Source organism: Klebsiella sp. B345, from assembly GCF_051131735.1.
GTDB lineage: Bacteria > Pseudomonadota > Gammaproteobacteria > Enterobacterales > Enterobacteriaceae > Klebsiella.
In genome coordinates, this window is sequence record NZ_CP180443.1 from 317,203 (window position 1) to 333,584 (window position 16,382).

Annotated in this window: 10 protein-coding genes and 1 riboswitch; of the genes, 7 read left to right on the forward strand and 3 right to left on the reverse strand. The window is 59.5% G+C overall.

Annotated features, from left to right (window positions below; genetic code table 11):
• Positions 1 to 190: 190 nt before the first annotated feature.
• The 3 genes from ACMYSO_RS01515 to katG all read right to left on the reverse strand — a co-directional run bounded on the left by ACMYSO_RS01515 (position 191) and on the right by katG (position 5,812).
• Complete coding sequence (locus tag ACMYSO_RS01515) at positions 191 to 1,204, reverse strand: ABC transporter substrate-binding protein (RefSeq protein ID WP_434668934.1); 1,014 nt, start codon at positions 1,202 to 1,204, stop codon at positions 191 to 193.
• 8 nt (positions 1,205 to 1,212) lie between these two features.
• Positions 1,213 to 3,336, reverse strand: a complete 2,124-nt coding sequence (locus tag ACMYSO_RS01520) for a TonB-dependent receptor (RefSeq protein ID WP_434668935.1) — start codon at positions 3,334 to 3,336, stop codon at positions 1,213 to 1,215.
• A 298-nt stretch (positions 3,337 to 3,634) separates the two neighbouring features.
• Positions 3,635 to 5,812 carry a catalase/peroxidase HPI gene (katG, locus tag ACMYSO_RS01525; protein WP_434668936.1) on the reverse strand — a complete coding sequence of 726 codons (2,178 nt, stop codon included), beginning with the start codon at positions 5,810 to 5,812 and terminating at the stop codon, positions 3,635 to 3,637.
• 650 nt (positions 5,813 to 6,462) lie between these two features.
• Positions 6,463 to 6,561, forward strand: a riboswitch (guanidine-I (ykkC/yxkD leader).
• Positions 6,562 to 6,620: 59 nt separating this feature from the next.
• On the opposite strand from katG, the gene ACMYSO_RS01530 reads away from it, so the two are divergent.
• The 7 genes from ACMYSO_RS01530 to atzF all read left to right on the forward strand — a co-directional run bounded on the left by ACMYSO_RS01530 (position 6,621) and on the right by atzF (position 16,246).
• Complete coding sequence (locus ACMYSO_RS01530) at positions 6,621 to 7,679, forward strand: putative urea ABC transporter substrate-binding protein (RefSeq protein WP_434668937.1); 1,059 nt, start codon at positions 6,621 to 6,623, stop codon at positions 7,677 to 7,679.
• A 24-nt stretch (positions 7,680 to 7,703) separates the two neighbouring features.
• Positions 7,704 to 8,519: an ABC transporter permease gene (locus ACMYSO_RS01535; RefSeq protein WP_434584844.1), complete on the forward strand. Its 816-nt coding sequence runs from the start codon at positions 7,704 to 7,706 to the stop codon at positions 8,517 to 8,519.
• Positions 8,516 to 9,295 carry an ABC transporter ATP-binding protein gene (locus ACMYSO_RS01540; RefSeq protein ID WP_434668938.1) on the forward strand — a complete coding sequence of 260 codons (780 nt, stop codon included), beginning with the start codon at positions 8,516 to 8,518 and terminating at the stop codon, positions 9,293 to 9,295. The genes ACMYSO_RS01535 and ACMYSO_RS01540 overlap by 4 nt, the downstream gene beginning before the upstream one ends.
• Before the next feature lie 4 nt (positions 9,296 to 9,299).
• Complete coding sequence (locus ACMYSO_RS01545; protein WP_434668939.1) at positions 9,300 to 10,028, forward strand: urea amidolyase associated protein UAAP1; 729 nt, start codon at positions 9,300 to 9,302, stop codon at positions 10,026 to 10,028.
• Positions 10,029 to 10,038: 10 nt separating this feature from the next.
• Entirely contained in the window at positions 10,039 to 10,674 is a 636-nt protein-coding gene (locus tag ACMYSO_RS01550; RefSeq protein WP_434668940.1) for an urea amidolyase associated protein UAAP2, read from the forward strand.
• 170 nt (positions 10,675 to 10,844) lie between these two features.
• Positions 10,845 to 14,450 (forward strand): urea carboxylase, encoded by a 3,606-nt coding sequence (uca, locus tag ACMYSO_RS01555; RefSeq protein WP_434668941.1) that lies wholly within the window; start codon positions 10,845 to 10,847, stop codon positions 14,448 to 14,450.
• Positions 14,447 to 16,246, forward strand: coding sequence for an allophanate hydrolase (gene atzF, locus ACMYSO_RS01560; protein ID WP_434668942.1), 1,800 nt, complete (start codon positions 14,447 to 14,449; stop codon positions 16,244 to 16,246). The genes uca and atzF overlap by 4 nt, the downstream gene beginning before the upstream one ends.
• The last annotated feature ends 136 nt before the right edge of the window (positions 16,247 to 16,382 follow it).

Below are 16,382 nucleotides of genomic sequence, written 5' to 3' on the forward strand. Positions count from 1 at the left end.
TGCTCTTCTCATTAACATTCTTCAGCGAAAAATCTGGTCGTATCGAGAGGTTGTGGAGAAGTGAACTGGTTTGCGTCAGATTGAACCGGTGAATTTGAAGGATATGACTTAGCGAGAGGGGGAATCGGACAGAATGAGAAGGGACGGCACTGAAACCAAATGGCCCCGTTTTAGCGGGGCCACTCGGCGATTATTTCCCCTCCGGAGGCAACGCCTGCAGTATCCGCTTAGCTTGTGACTCAGTCAGCGGGTAATCAAAGAAACGTTGATAGAAATCCCGGGTGGTGGCGATCATGTCCAGATCGGCGAAGCGCTGCGGCTGAAGCTGTTTTGCCGCCCATTGGATCTGCAACGCGCTTTCAGTGCCGTAGCGATCCCAGGGAAAAACTCCCGCTGGATTCTGCCAGACCTTGCCGTTTTTCACCGCCTGTAGCGTTGAGAAGATTTGGCCATACAGCGAATGCGCCAAATCGCCGCATCCGGGGCCGAGGATGATCGCATCTGGCTGCCAGGCAAGGACTTTCTCCGGGGAGATTTCCTGCATATTGCCGACGATCCCGGTGGCGGCGTTTTGCCCACCGGCCAGCTGAATCCAGGTATCGATCAGCGTATTGCTGCCGTCAACCTTGAGTGGTTTCAGCGACTGGATATGCAACACGCGCGGCCGTTCGTTAGGGGGCAAATCCCGAGTACGCTCCTCAACATGGGAAATAACCTGCTGCAGATACTGGTTGTAGGCCCGCGCTCTGACCTGCACCTCGGGCGTACCGAAGACCTCAGCGGTGGTTTCCACGGCATGGGCCAGCGACGGGTAGTCGGTAAAGCGCATTTCCATCACCGCTAATCCTGCCTGGCGGTAAGCGTCGGCATCGCCGTTGCCCTGCGCCACGAACACCACCTGAGCACCGCGCGCCAGCAGTGCCTCACTGGTGAAGTGCGGGCCGCGACTTATCAGCGCCTGAGTAAGCCTGGGGTCGAGATAGAACATCCATGGACGGCTATCCGGACGATTAACCGTCGCCACGATACGGTCACCGACGCCAAGCGTCATCAGCAGCGAGTGGTGGGCAAACCAGCCTTCCGCCACCTGAGTCACCCGATCCGGCAGAATCACCCGGTTTCCGGCGTCGTCCGTGACCTGGCGTTCGGCCAGTGCAGGAAATGCAAGCAGCAACATCAACAGGCTGGCGGCGATTTTTTTCATGCTATTCCTCAGAAATCAAACTGAACCGAAGCCGTTGCTTCCCGCGGTGCACCGAGTTGGGCACTGGCGTAACCGGCGCCGGTATAGCCCGTCAACGCACCGGGAACGATGTTGGTCCAGTAGTGACGATTGGTGATGTTAGTGACGGCTAACCTGAAGGTCGTGTCGGTGCCGAACACTCGGGTGCGATAATTGCTGCCGATATCAACGGTGGTATAGCTGGCGACCCAGCTGTCGTTGGCATTATCGGTGGCACGACGCCCGACATAGTGGATATTGCCGTTGACGTCGAGTCCCGGGAGCGAATCGATGCTGTAAATTGCCAGCATGTTGGCGGTAAAGCGCGGCAGGCCGACCACCTGCTTATCATCTGCATCAGCGCTGGAGGTGTCATGCAGACGTGGGTCGAGCCAGGTCCCGCCGCCGAGTAGCCGCAGGTTGCGAGTGACGTGGCCATCAGCCATCAACTCCAGACCGCGGTTCTTTTGCGTACCATCTTGCGCAAATTCACCGCTATCGTTGGTGTAGGCGAAGGGGCGTTCGGCCTGGAATAGCGCGGCGGTTAAGAGCAGGTCGCGGTGTGGTGCATATTTCGCGCCGAACTCTACCTGATGGCTACGATACGGGTCGAGAACATCTCCGGCATTTTTCGCCCCGGCCGGGGCCGTGTCGCCCTGTTGCATGCTGTTTGCCCAGGTCGTATAGAGCGTTACATTCTCTACCGGCTTATACATCAGACTAGCGGAGCCACTGGCGCCACGGTCATTATGGTTACTGCTGCGATTGCCACTTTTATTGTAGTTGTCAACGGTAAACAGATTTTCGCTGCCTGAAAGCAGCAAACTCCATTGCGGGTTGAACGTCAGGGTATCGCTCAGTAAAAAAACGTGCTGCGTGGTGGTCGCCGAATGATAGCGGTCGGTAAAGTCAGGATAGGCGGGCCGGGCGTAATCCGGAGATTCTTCCAGCGATGAGTGTCCCAGTGTTTGGGTGCCACCATCGCGCGGATTATAGTTTTTCCATACGAAACCGCGCATACCCACCGCCAGGTCATGTTGTAGCCAGCCTGTCTCCACGCTACCGGTGAGATTGGCAAGGTAGCTATTGATGGTAAATCGACTGGCGGCAGAGTTTGCCGTTGTGGTGGTGTAATGGCCGTGATTATCGGTGAGCGTATTGGTCACGGTAGTGGATTCACGGTCGGCAATCTGGCGCAGCACGCCGACGTCCAGCAGCCAGTTACCGTCAAAATCATGCTTAATATGCAGGCTTGCGGTAGTGGTGGTGTCATCGTTACCGGCATAGTACTGACCATATTTGCTTTTGGTCGGGTCCAGCGGCGATGGGAAGTGGGTGCCTTTTGCCAGAGCAAAGGAGCCAGGAAGTCCTTTTTGATAGAAGTGGTAGTAGCTGAAATTGCTCTCCAGCACCGTCTGGTCCGTTAGCTGGAAATCGAGCGCCAGACCCGCATACTGGTTGCGCTGGCGGCTGCCGTGCGTATAGCTGCTGCCGTCCTGATCCAGCAGGTTCAGACGGTATTTTACTCTGTCGCCCGCGTCCAGCGGGCCGCTGAGATCCAGTGCTGCATTCGCGCCGGAAGCGGTCCCGCCGCCCACGGTTACCCTGCGCAACGGCACATCGGTGGGCCGTTTTGACACCAGATTAAACATCCCTGCCGGGTTCGCCGGGCCATACAGCGCGCCGGCCATGCCGTTCAACACTTCGATACGCTGAAACTGTTCGGCGGGATATTCGGTGGTGGACACCGCGTTCAGGCCATCAATCATGTTGTTCTGGACGACGCTACCCTGCATGCCGCGGGTCTGCGGGCGAACGCCATCTCCCTGGACTGAGGGCAGATAGCGATAGATATCTTTGACGCTGCTGGCCTGTACCTGGCGAGTCAGAGAATCCGACAGCGTCTGCACGGACCACGGAACGTTAATCAGTTTCTGCTTACCGAGGTTGCCCAATGTAGCTTGCTGCTCAGCAGCAGGCGTCACATCATCAAGGGATGCCGTTTGCGGTGTAGCGGTTACAACCATGGTTTCTGTTGCATATGCCGGGGTTACCAGCAAAACGGGGGAACAGGGAATCATCCCGGTTAATAAAACGAGTTTATATGAGCGCATTAATTTAAGTTCAGACGAATGAAAGCGGAGTAAGGCGGGGAAGTCCTCGTCTCAGTCTGAAGGGTACGGTTTTTATTTGTATGACAAAAAAATAAAGAATATCGCTGTGTATGTCAATATATAACGCTGTATTTCTGTGTAATGCCTGCCAGACAAAAGGCAGCAGCACAACGCTATTACGTTGTTTTAATAGACTTTAATATGTTGATGTTGGTCAGCCGTTTTTTAGCGGCAGCATCGGAAGGGGTGACCCGGAAGGAAAAACCCCGGCGGGCAAGGCGCCGGCCGGGGAGGGAGATTACAGATCGTAACGGTCGAGGTTCATCACTTTGGTCCAGGCGGCAACAAAGTCTTTCACCAGTTTCTGCTGTGCATCCTGGCAGGCGTAAACTTCCGCCAGAGCGCGCAGTACCGAGTTGGAGCCGAAGACCAGATCGGCACGTGTTGCGGTGTACTTGCTTTCGCCGCTCTTACGATCGCGACCTTCAAACAGTTCACCCTGTTCGTCGGTGGCGTTCCAGACGGTCGACATGCTGAGTAAGTTCACGAAGAAGTCGTTGCTCAGAACGCCGACGCGATCGGTAAAGACGCCGTGCTGGCCGCCGTCATAGTTGGCACCCAGCACCCGCAGGCCGCCGACCAGTACCGTCATTTCCGGTGCGGTCAGGGTTAACTGCTGTGCTTTATCAAGCAATAAGGTTTCGGTCGATACACCACCTTCAATGCGGCGGTAGTTACGGAAACCATCCGCCAGCGGCTCCAGCAGATCGAAAGATTCGATATCGGTCTGATCCTGACGGGCATCTACGCGACCCGGTGCAAAAGGTACGCTGACCTGAACCCCGGCGGCTGCCGCAGCTTGTTCAACGCCCACCACACCGGCCAGCACGATGATATCCGCCAGCGACGCTTTGCCTGAGGCTTTCTGAATCGCCTGCAGTGTCGGCAGTACGCGTGCCGCAACGGCGTTGACCGGCCAGTCTTTTTGCGGTGCCAGTGCCAGACGCGCGCCGTTGGCTCCGCCACGTTTATCACCGCCACGGAAGGTGGAAGCGGAGGCCCAGGCCACCGATACAAGCTCGCTAACCGACAGGTTCGCATCAGCGATAGCGGTTTTCAGCGTGGCAATATCTGCCGGCGTTGGGTTATGGCTGGCTGCCGGTAACGGGTCTTGCCAGATCAGATCTTCTTTCGGAACTTCCGGGCCGAGGTAACGGGATTTTGGCCCCATATCACGGTGGATCAGTTTGAACCAGGCGCGGGCAAAGGCTTCATTGAAGGCCTGCGGATCGTTCAGGAAACGGCGGGAGATTTTGCCAAATTCCGGGTCGAAGCGCAGCGTCAGGTCGGTGACCAGCATCGTCGGCTTACGTTTTTTCTCCGGATCGAACGGATCGGGGATCAGATCCGGCGCGTCTTTGGCTTCGAACTGGATAGCGCCAGCCGGGCTACGGGTCTGGACCCACTCGTATTTGAACAGGTTCTCGAAGAAGTAGTTGCTCCACTGGGTCGGGGTCTGGGTCCAGACCACTTCAAGACCCGAGGTGATGGCATCGGCACCAGCGCCGCTGCCGAAGCTGCTGGTCCAGCCGAGGCCCTGGGCTTCAATCGGTGCGGCTTCCGGCTCCGCGCCTACGTGGCTGGTTACTGCGGCGCCGTGGGTTTTACCCAGGGTATGACCACCGGCGATCAGGGCGACGATCTCTTCATCATCCATCGCCATGTTGCCAAAGGTGGCACGAATGGCGGCGGCGGCGGAGAGTGGGTCACCGCTGGCGTTCGGGCCTTCCGGGTTAACGTAAATCAGACCCATTTCGGTGGCACCCAGCGGCTGTTGCGCGAGGCTTTCCGGGTGACGGTGTTCGAGCCAGGCTTTCTCATGGCCCCAGTCAACATCCAGATCCGGTTCCCAGACGTCTTCACGACCGGCGCCGAAACCAAAGGTGCGGAAACCGGCGTTTTCCAGCGCCACGTTACCGGCCAGCATATACAGGTCAGCCCAGGAGATTTTTTGGCCATACTTCTGTTTCACCGGCCACAGCAGGCGACGTGCTTTATCGAGGCTGACGTTGTCCGGCCAGGAGTTCAGCGGTGCAAAACGCTGCTGACCGCGACCCGCGCCGCCACGCCCGTCAACGGTACGATAGGTACCGGCGCCGTGCCAGGCCATACGAATAAACAGCCCGATATAGCTACCCCAGTCTGCTGGCCACCACTCTTGTGAGTCGGTCAGCAGCGCGCGCAGATCGGCTTTCAGCGCGGCGTAGTCGAGTTTCTTAAACTCTTCGCGGTAGTTAAAATTCTCACCCAATGGGTTTGAGCGGTTGGAATGCTGGCTCAGCAGATCAACGCGCAGTTGATTCGGCCACCAGTCGCGGTTGCCGGTGCCGCCACCGGCACTTTGTGTGGGCGTCCCTGTGTGAAAAGGGCACTTCCCGGCGGATGCGTTGTTCGATGGATCGTTCGACGTGCTCATATCAGGCTCCGTTTGCTTTTGTGAATGCCATTACGATATACATTGCTTCCAATAACTGATACTCGAATGAATCTACGGAATTAATAGTTATATCCTTTTAACAATGGGCGATAAAGAAATCCATAGAATAGTTGTGGGTAAGCGCAAAATACGTAAACCCGCTTACGGACATTCTCATTAGTTAATGAGTATAGGACACTGCCGCGACTCGTCTGGCGATAAAAGCAGCACTTACATAAAAGCTAAGCATGTGAATTACGGTGAGTTACTGCTTACAGAGGCAGGAAAGGAGAAATTGCCCGCCGGGAGGACTGATTTATTGCGTTTATCCCACCGTTATTCCCAACGGTTATTTTGCGGGGCGGGCGGCCTGCACCAAATCGACGCATTGCCCCAAAATTACTCCCCATTGTGGTGTGATTCCCCACAACTCTCAGGCATATTCCTGAATCTTTGCGTTTTATATACCCTAAATAATTCGAGTTACAGGAAGGCGGCGACGCAAAGAATCCCCGGGAGCTTACTGAAGTAAGTGACTGGGGTGAACGAGGAAAGCCAACGCTCCTGCAACTTGAAGTATGACGGGGATATTCTGGCATGCACTTTGCTTTTAACCTAGAAGAAGGCAGCGCAACATACAATTGAGATGACCAATAGCTGGCTAGGGTTCCGGTTCATGTGAGTGAATGTCTGGTCCGAGAGCTGGCGACCTCTGCGAGGTTACACGGCGGGACAAAAGCCCGGGAGACAGCAGCACCGTCAGGTGTCGCGCTGCTCCTGTTATTTTTGTGCCAACCAGAGGTTCATCATGAAGAGATCCCGCGTCATCCGTAGTTTCGTGTTATCGCTGGCGCTGCTGGCCAGTTCTCCTTCCTTTGCCGCCGTCAAAAAAGAGTTCAACGTCTGCTGGACTATCTATGCCGGCTGGATGCCCTGGGGCGCCATCAGTAACGAAAAAATCATTGATAAATGGGCCACAAAGTACGGCATCAAAATCAATATCGTTCAGCTCAACGACTACATCGAATCGATTAACCAATATACCGCCGGCCAGTTTGATGGCTGCACCATGACCAACATGGATGCGTTGACCATTCCTGCGGCAGGGGGCGTCGACACTACCGCGCTGATCACCGGCAGCTATTCCGACGGCAATGACGGCATCGTGCTGAAAGGCGTCGACAAAAAGCTCGGCGATCTGAAAGGGATGCAGGTGTATCTTCCGGAACTGTCGGTATCGCACTATCTGCTGGTTCGCGGCCTTGAAAAGGCGGGTCTGCAGGAAAAAGATGTCAAGGTGGTGAACACCTCCGACGCCGATATTGTCTCGGCCTTCGGTACCAACAGCGTCCGCGCCACCGTGGCATGGAACCCGCAGCTGTCGGCCATCAAAAAGACCCCACAGACCACTGAAGTCTTTAGCTCCGCCCAGGTGCCTGGCGAGCTTATCGACATGATGGTGGTCAATACCCAAACCCTGAAAGATAACCCGGCGCTGGGTAAAGCCTTGACCGGAGCCTGGTTTGAAATGATGAGCAAAATGCACGCCGGCGATAAGCCTGCGCTGAACGCGATGGCGGCAGATTCCGGGACCGATCTTGCCGGTTACCAGGCGCAGCTGAAAACGACCCATCTGTTCTGGACTCCGGCAGAGACGTTGACCTTTATCAGCGACCCGGAGCTGGCAAAAACCATGCAGCGCGTGGCGCAGTTCTCCTTTGATAAAGGACTGCTCGGCGAGGGGGCGCAAAGCGCTGACTTCATCGGCATGGGCTTCCCGGGCAACGCCACCGTCGGCGACAGCGGCAACATCCGCCTGCGCTTTGACGACAGCTACCTGAAAATGGCCGCCGCAGGCCAGCTCTGACCCTTGACCACGGGAGTGATCGCCATGCGACAAATTAACCGCCATCCACAGCAGGGCATGCGGCTGATGCTGATGCTGTTGCCCTTTGTGTTACTGATTGCCGCCTGGTGTTTTGGTTCTGCCATACGTCTTGAGGCAAACCCCCAGGACAAACTGCTGCCGGGGCTATCGCAGATGGCCTCCGCGGTCGAACGGATGGCGTTTATGCCGGACAAACGCAGCGGCGAATACCTGCTGTGGGCCGACACCCTGATTAGCCTGACCCGCCTGCTGATTGGGCTGGCGGTGTCGGCGCTGATTGGCCTGAGCATCGGCATCGTCGCCGGGGTGTTTCCGGTCTATCGCGCCGCACTGTCACCGTTGATGACCGTGGTGTCGATGGTGCCGCCGCTGGCGATCCTGCCGGTGCTGTTTATTGTCTTTGGCCTTGATGAGCTGTCGAAGGTGATGCTGATTGTGATCGGCATTACTCCGATGCTGGCTCGTGACCTTGAGCAACGGGCGCGGGAAATCCCGGCGGAGCTGTTTATCAAGGCGCAGACCCTCGGCGCCAACAGCTGGACGGTGGTGCTGCGGGTGGTGTTGCCGCAACTGCTCTCGCGCTTAATCACTTCGCTGCGCCTGCTGCTCGGTTCGGCCTGGCTGTTCCTGATTTCGGCGGAGGCCATTTCCGCCACCGCCGGGCTGGGGTACCGCATTTTTCTGGTTCGCCGCTACATGGCGATGGACGTGATTATCCCCTACGTCATCTGGATAACCCTGCTGGCCTGGCTGATGGATCTGGCGCTGCGCCAGCTGCACAAAGTCTGCTTCCCGTGGGCCGAAGGAGGCCGGGCATGAGTTTTATCTCTATCAAGAATATCTGGCAGGAGTACGGCGACCACGTGGTGCTGGAACGCATCAATTTAACGGTGAAAGAAGGGGAATTTTGCTCGATGGTCGGGGCCTCCGGCTGCGGAAAATCGACGTTCTTACGCCTGCTGTTGGGCCAGGAGACGCCGACCCGGGGGCAGATTACCCTTGATGGCCAGCCGCTGGCTGCCGAGCCAGATCGCAGCCGTGGCGTGGTGTTTCAGCGCTATTCCGTTTTCCCGCACCTCAACGTGCTGGACAACGTTGCGGTCGGTCTGGAGCTGCCGGCTGCTCCGTGCTTTGGGCGTCTGTTTGGCGCCCGCAAACGCGCGGCCCGCGAACAGGCGGCGCAGATGCTGGAGAAGGTCGGCCTTTCCCATGCGTTTGATCGCTACCCGGCGCAGCTTTCCGGTGGGATGCAGCAACGGCTGGCGATCGCCCAGGCGTTCGTGATGCAGCCGCGGGTACTGTTGCTTGACGAACCTTTCGGCGCGCTCGACCCCGGCATTCGCAAAGATATGCACGGCCTGTTGCTCCAGTTGTGGAGTGAGACGCGGATGACGGTCTTTATGGTCACCCACGACCTGGCCGAAGGGTTCAACCTCGGCACCCGACTGCTGGTTTTCGACAAAGTACGCCACGACCCGCAGGCCCCTAACGCCTACGGCGCGCGCATTACCTACGATATTCCGCTCAACGAGACCCGAATGTCGCAAATGCTCGGTACCGGCACCCATGACAACGTCTACACCTTAAGGAGATAGCCTGATGACCACGCTTTTACACACTTCACCGAGCCTGCGCGAAGAGCGCCTGCCGGGCGGGGGGCAGACCTCGTTTATTCTGCGTCGTGGACAGATCCTGCGGCTCACCGACCTCGATGGCGGCGCTAACGTCAGCATGATGATGCTTAACCCGCATGAAAAGAGCGAACGGCTGAACCTGCCGGATACCCTCAAAGGACAACACACCGCGCGCCTGACACGCGGCCACTGTTTCTACTCCGATATGGGACGGGTGCTGGCCGGTATCGTCGCCGACAGCTGCGGCTGGCACGACCCCTTTGGCGGCGTGCTCAATGCCCAGGAGACGGCAGAAAAATATGGTCCCGGCCGCTACCAGGAGCTGCGCAACGCGTTTCATCGCAACGGCACCGACAACCTGCTGGTTGAAATGGGCAAATGGGATCTCGGCCTCGAGGATCTGTTGATGGTGGTCAACTTCTTCAGCAAAGTGACCGTCGATAACGAGGGGCGTTTCGCGTTTTGCACCGCGCACTCCGCGCCGGGGAGCTACGTGGAACTGTTTGCTCCGATGGATGTGCTGATGGTGATGACCGCGATGCCGCATCCGCTGGATCCCGCCACCGACTACGCGCCACGCCCGGTCCAGCTGAGCTGGTACCAGGCCGACGACGAGCAGGCCACGGTGGAGTCGCTGTTTACCCGCGATGAGAACCAGCGCGCCTTTACCAACACCCAGCTGTTTGCCCTTTAAGGAGTCTGCGATGAACCTTGTCACCAGTACCCGTAACCCGGCTGATGCCGTCTATCGCCACGAGATCCCGGCGGGCGAGCCCTGGATGTTTGAAATCAAACAGGGCCAGACCCTGCGCCTGCTCGACCTTGAAGGCAATCAGGCCGTCGATACCCTGTTTTACCATGCCGATAACCCGCGTGAACGCTACGATGCACAGCGCACCTTGCGCCGTCAGGGCAATGTCTACCTGACAACCGGCAGCGTGCTGTACTCCAATCTCGGCAACCCGTTGCTGACCATCGTGGCCGATACCTGCGGGCGTCACGACACCCTCGGCGGTGCTTGCGCCCAGGAGAGCAACACCGTGCGTTATTCACTGGACAAGCGCTACATGCACAGCTGCCGGGACAACTTCCTGTGCGCCTGCCTGCATGATGGCCGGCTGCATAAGCGCGATATCGCTGCCAACATCAACTTCTTTATGAACGTGCCGGTGACCGAGGCGGGCGGCCTGACCTTCGAAGACGGGATCTCCGGCGCCGGGAAGTACGTTGAACTGCGCGCCGAATGCAACATCATCGTGCTGATCTCCAACTGTCCGCAGCTCAATAATCCCTGCAACGGCTGGAACCCAACGCCGGCAGAGGTGCTGGTATGGAACTGAGCCGCTGGCAACGCTGGCGCCTGCTGGCCTACCGCCTGTTTGCCGTACGTGCCGAACGTCTGGCAAGTACACCCACGCGTAAGTCCTGACTCCTTGCGCGCCCCGGGGACGACCCTGGGGAGGCTGATTCTTTTGCTGCGGGACGACCCGCCACGATGTGAGTCCCGTGTATGTTCAAGACCTTACTAATTGCTAACCGTGGCGCCATTGCCTGTCGAATTCTGCGGACCTTACGCGCCATGCAGGTGAAAGGCGTGGCGGTTTATTCTGATGCGGACCTGAGCAGTCTGCACATTCGCGAAGCCGATGAGGCCATTAGCCTCGGCGATGGCCCGGCGGCGCAAACCTATCTGGTGACCGACAAGATCATTGCCGCCGCGCTTAACAGCGGGGCCGAGGCGATTCATCCCGGCTACGGTTTTTTGTCGGAAAATGCCGCGTTTGCTGAAGCCTGCGAAGCCGCCGGGCTGGTGTTTGTCGGTCCGACCCCGGAGCAGTTGCGAACCTTTGGCCTGAAGCATACCGCCAGAGCGCTGGCTAAAGCACAGGGCGTACCGATGCTGGAAGGTACCGGCCTGCTGGCCGACAGTGGCGAAGCGTGCCGCGCGGCACAAACTATCGGCTATCCGGTGATGTTGAAAAGCACCGCCGGCGGTGGCGGTATCGGGATGCGGGTGTGCTATGACGCAGCCGAACTGGCGGAAGCCTTTGAAACCGTCCAGCGCCTCGGCAAGAACAACTTTAGCGATGCCGGCGTATTCGTTGAAAAATACATTGAACGCGCCCGCCATCTGGAAGTGCAGATCTTCGGCGACGGACGCGGCGAGGTGATCGCCCTCGGGGTGCGCGACTGTTCGATCCAGCGGCGTAATCAGAAAGTGATCGAAGAGACCCCGGCGCCCGGCTTACCGGCAGGCATGGCGCAGGCCCTGTGTGATGCGGCGGTTGCCCTCGGTAAAGCCGTGAGCTACCGCAGCGCCGGGACGGTGGAGTTTGTCTACGACAGCACGGCGCAGCGTTTCTATTTTCTCGAAGTGAACACCCGTTTGCAGGTGGAGCACGGCGTCACCGAGCAGGTCTGGGGCGTTGACCTGGTGGGATGGATGATTGCTCTGGCTGCGGGTGATTTGCCACCGCTGTCCACGTTGCTGGACAGGCTGAAACCGCACGGCCACGCCATTCAGGCGCGCGTGTATGCCGAAGATCCGGGCCGCCAGTTCCAGCCGTCGCCGGGGCTGCTGACCGAAGTAGCGTTTCCGCCGGCGGATGGCAAGACCCTGCGTATCGACCGTTGGGTGGAAGCCGGCTGCGAAGTACCGGCCTTCTTTGACCCGATGCTGGCAAAAGTGATCGCTTACGCGGATGACCGCGACACGGCAATAACTGAACTGGCGCAGGCGCTGGCGGCGACCCGACTGTATGGCGTCGAAACCAACCGGTTGTACCTGCAGCAAATTCTGGCGTTCGCACCATTTGCCGACGGTGAACCCTGGACACGTTGTCTGGATCAGCTGCGCTACCGGGCCACGACCGTCGAGGTCCTCAGCGCCGGGACGCAAACCAGCGTGCAGGATTATCCCGGTCGCTTGGGCTACTGGGCGGTTGGCGTCCCGCCATCCGGGCCGATGGACGACCGGGCGCTGCGTCTGGGCAACCGCCTGCTGGGCAACCCACAAGGTGAGGCGGCGCTGGAGATCACCCTTAACGGGCCGACGCTGAAATTTAACTGCCAGACTCAAGCGGTAGTTAGCGGGGCAGAGATAGCGGTGACGCTGGACGGCATTGCCCAGGTGATGCACCAGGTCTTTACCATCCCCGCTGGCGCGACATTGAAAATCGGGGCCGTGGCCGACGCCGGCGTGCGCAGCTATCTCTGCCTGCGCGGCGGGATCCAGGTTCCCGAGTATCTCGGTAGCAAAAGCACCTTTACGCTGGGGCAGTTCGGCGGCCATGCCGGACGCGCGCTACGCAGCGGGGATGTGTTACATCTTGCGCCAGATACCCAGACGGTGCCGGACGCCACGCTGCCTGCGGCGCTGGCGGCGCCTCTCGCAGAGACCCGCACGCTGCGGGTCATTTATGGCCCACACGGCGCGCCGGAGTTTTTTGCCGCGGACTATATCGACACCTTTTTTGCCACCGACTGGGAGGTGCATTTTAACTCCAGCCGCACCGGAGTACGGCTGATTGGCCCTAAACCGTTATGGGCGCGCGACAGCGGCGGCGAAGCAGGGCTGCATCCGTCGAATATTCACGATAACCCCTATGCCGTCGGCGCGGTGGATTTCACCGGCGACATGCCGGTGATCCTCGGGCCCGACGGGCCGAGTCTCGGCGGGTTTGTCTGCCCGGTGACGGTCATTGAGGCCGACCTGTGGCAGCTCGGCCAGCTGAAAGCCGGCGATAAAGTCCGCTTTGTGGCGGTGGATCTGCCTACCGCCCGTCAGCTGGCGGCGGGCTACCACGCGGAGCTGGCCACCCTTGAGGCAGCCGACGTCGCCTGGCAACCCGCGCCCCTGAGTTCGCCGATTGTGATGAGCTGCGGCAAGGCGGATAAACGCCTGGTGGCGCGGCTATCCGGCGATACCCACCTGCTTTTGGAAGCCGGGGACCCGGAACTGGATCTGGTGCTGCGTTTTCGCATTCACGCCCTGATGCAGGCCCTGGAAGGCCAATCCCGACCTGGGGTGATCGACCTGACGCCGGGCATCCGCTCGTTGCAGGTGCATTTCCAGCCGGAAACCCTGACCCTCGACACGCTGCTGGCGTGGGTGGCGAGCGAGTGGGCCACGGTGTGCGTCAGCGATGATCTACAGGTGCCGACGCGAGTGGTGCATCTGCCGCTGTCATGGGATGACCCGGCCTGCCGCAAGGCCATCGACAAGTACATGACCACCGTGCGCCGGGATGCGCCGTGGTGCCCGAGCAACCTCGAATTTATCCGCCGGATTAACGACCTGCCGGATGAGCAGGCGGTGTGGCAGACGGTATTCGACGCCAGCTATCTGGTGATGGGGCTGGGGGATGTCTATCTTGGCGCGCCGGTGGCGACGCCGCTTGACCCGCGCCACCGCCTGGTGACCACCAAATACAACCCGGCGCGCACCTGGACCGCGGAAAACTCGGTCGGTATCGGCGGGGCCTATTTGTGCGTCTACGGTATGGAAGGCCCCGGCGGCTACCAGTTTGTCGGCCGCACGCTGCAGATGTGGAATCGCTATCATGACGTTGCCGATTTTGCCGGCAAGCCATGGCTGCTGCGCTTCTTCGATCAGCTGCGTTTTTACCCGGTGTCCGCCGATGAACTGCTGCAGATCCGTCGCGATTTCCCTCTGGGGCGCTATCCGCTGCGCATCGAACACAGTACCTTGCGTCTGGCGGAGTACCAGCAGTTCCTCGCGCGTGAGGCGGCGAGCATTGACGCATTTCGTGAACATCAGCAGCGCGCTTTTAACGAGGAACGCGATCGTTGGATCGCCAGCGGACAGGCGCATTTCGACAGCCAGGAAGCGCTGAGCGAAGAGGGCGAGGATATCCCGCTTGAGGGGGGACAGCAGGGGGTGGAAAGCCCCATTTCCGGCAACCTGTGGCAGGTGCAGACCGTGGCAGGCAGCCGGGTTCGTGCTGGCGACGTGCTGCTGGTCCTTGAGTCGATGAAAATGGAGATCCCGCTGTTGGCGCCGTGCGATGGCGTGATCCAGCAGGTGAATGTTCAACCCGGGGCGTCGGTTCGCGCCGGGCAACGCGTAGCGGTAATTCTGGAGGAAAAAGTATGAGCCAGCAGACCTTTGATTTACGCCTGACGAGTCTGGCGCAGGCATATCAACACGGCGATTTTACGCCGCGCGAGCTGCTGGCCGATCTGCGCCAGCGGGCGCAGGCGCTGAACCCGGAATATCAACTGTTTATCCATATTCTGACGGCCGAGGAGCAGGAGCCGTGGCTGGCGGCGCTCGACGGCGTTGATCCGCACACGCTGCCGCTGTACGGCGTACCGTTCGCCATCAAAGATAATATCGATCTGGCCGGGATCGCCACCACCGCCGCCTGTCCGGCGTGGTCTCACACCGCGACCCAGGATGCCACAATCGTGGCGCAGCTTATTGCCCTCGGCGCGATACCGGTCGGCAAAACCAACCTCGATCAGTTCGCCACCGGCCTGAACGGCACCCGCTCGCCGTACGGACGCTGCCGCAATGCCTATCATGCTGACTATCCATCCGGTGGTTCAAGCTCCGGGTCGGCGCTGGCGGTGGCGCTGGGCGTTGCCAGTTTTGCTCTCGGCACCGATACCGCTGGCAGCGGACGCGTACCGGCTTCGCTGAATAACCTGGTTGGCCTGAAGGCCAGCAAAGGGCTGATCTCCACCGCCGGAGTCGTCCCGGCCTGTCGGACGCTGGACTGCACCACCTTCCTGACCGCTACCGCTGAAGAGGCCAGCCAGCTGCTGGCGCTGACCGCGCAATATGACCCGCGGGATGCCTACAGCCGTCGTAACCCGCAGTGGAACGGCCGTCAGGCGTTTGGCGCACCGCCGGCCAGTTTTCATTTCGGGGTACCGCAGACGCTGAACTTCCTCGGCTGTCCGCAGAGCGAGGCGCTGTTTATGCAGGCCAAAGCGCGGTTGATGGCGCTCGGCGGGGTGCCGGTCAGTCTCGATATGACACCGTTCCTCGATGCCGCCCGCCTGTTGTACGAAGGACCGTGGGTAGCGGAACGCTATGCGGTGGTAGGACCGTTGATTGAACAGCAGCCGGAGGCGGTCCTGCCGGTGATCCGCGACGTGCTGGCAAAAGCGCCGCAGACCGATGCGGTGGCGACCTTCAAAGCGATGTACCAGCTGCAGGGCTATAAGGCACAGTGCGATGCGCTGCTGGAGGGGCTGGACTGCGTGCTCACGCCGACCTATCCTCGCCCGGTCACCTTGGCGGAGCTGGAGGCCGAACCGGTGAAGCGCAATGCCGACCTCGGTTACTACACTAACTTTATGAACCTGCTGGATTACGCGGCGGTCAACGTACCGGTCGGCTTTATGGACAACGGTCTGCCCTCCGGCGTAACCCTGTTTGGCCGGGTCTTTACCGATCAATACCTGCTCGGGCTGGCGGATGCGTTCCAGCGGATCCAGCCGCTGCCGCTGGTTGGTGGTAACCGGGTTGCCGATGCGTTGCCGGTCACCAAGGCCAGTCACGATCGCCTCTCTCTGGTGGTGTGCGGTGCCCATCTTGACGGGCTGGCGCTGAACGGCCAGCTGCGGGAGCGGGGTGGACGACTGCTGACGGCGACGCAAAGCGCCGCCCATTATCGGCTGTACGCCCTGGCTGACGGCAAACGTCCGGGCATGGTCCGGGATAACAACCAGGGCGCGGCGATCGCCGTGGAAGTCTGGGATCTGCCCTCTGCGGAGCTGGGTTCGCTGCTGGCGGCCATCCCCGCGCCGTTGGGGCTGGGGAAGGTTGAACTGGCGGATGGCCGCTGGCTGAGCGGATTTATCTGTGAGGGTTATGGCCTGCAGGGCGCCACCGATATTACCGACTTTGGCGGATGGCGCGCCTGGCTGAATCGCCAGTAATCCCCGAGGCCTCTGCCTGCATCAGGCAGGGGCTCTTATGTGACGGTGTCACCTGTAAATTCGCACCATTATCCTTTCTGCTTAACATGCTGAAACATTTCTCCTAATTCATTAGCAACCTTTCAGTAGGGCTAAC

Bases quoted from the DNA above. Each gene is read 5' to 3' on its own strand.
- ACMYSO_RS01515 (WP_434668934.1), bottom strand. From the start codon at position 1,204: ATGAAAAAAATCGCCGCCAGCCTGTTGATGTTGCTGCTTGCATTTCCT.
- katG (WP_434668936.1), bottom strand. From the start codon at position 5,812: ATGAGCACGTCGAACGATCCATCGAACAACGCATCCGCCGGGAAGTGC.
- ACMYSO_RS01545 (WP_434668939.1), top strand. From the start codon at position 9,300: ATGACCACGCTTTTACACACTTCACCGAGCCTGCGCGAAGAGCGCCTG.
- ACMYSO_RS01530 (WP_434668937.1), top strand. From the start codon at position 6,621: ATGAAGAGATCCCGCGTCATCCGTAGTTTCGTGTTATCGCTGGCGCTG.
- ACMYSO_RS01550 (WP_434668940.1), top strand. From the start codon at position 10,039: ATGAACCTTGTCACCAGTACCCGTAACCCGGCTGATGCCGTCTATCGC.
- uca (WP_434668941.1), top strand. From the start codon at position 10,845: ATGTTCAAGACCTTACTAATTGCTAACCGTGGCGCCATTGCCTGTCGA.
- ACMYSO_RS01540 (WP_434668938.1), top strand. From the start codon at position 8,516: ATGAGTTTTATCTCTATCAAGAATATCTGGCAGGAGTACGGCGACCAC.
- ACMYSO_RS01535 (WP_434584844.1), top strand. From the start codon at position 7,704: ATGCGACAAATTAACCGCCATCCACAGCAGGGCATGCGGCTGATGCTG.
- ACMYSO_RS01520 (WP_434668935.1), bottom strand. From the start codon at position 3,336: ATGCGCTCATATAAACTCGTTTTATTAACCGGGATGATTCCCTGTTCC.
- atzF (WP_434668942.1), top strand. From the start codon at position 14,447: ATGAGCCAGCAGACCTTTGATTTACGCCTGACGAGTCTGGCGCAGGCA.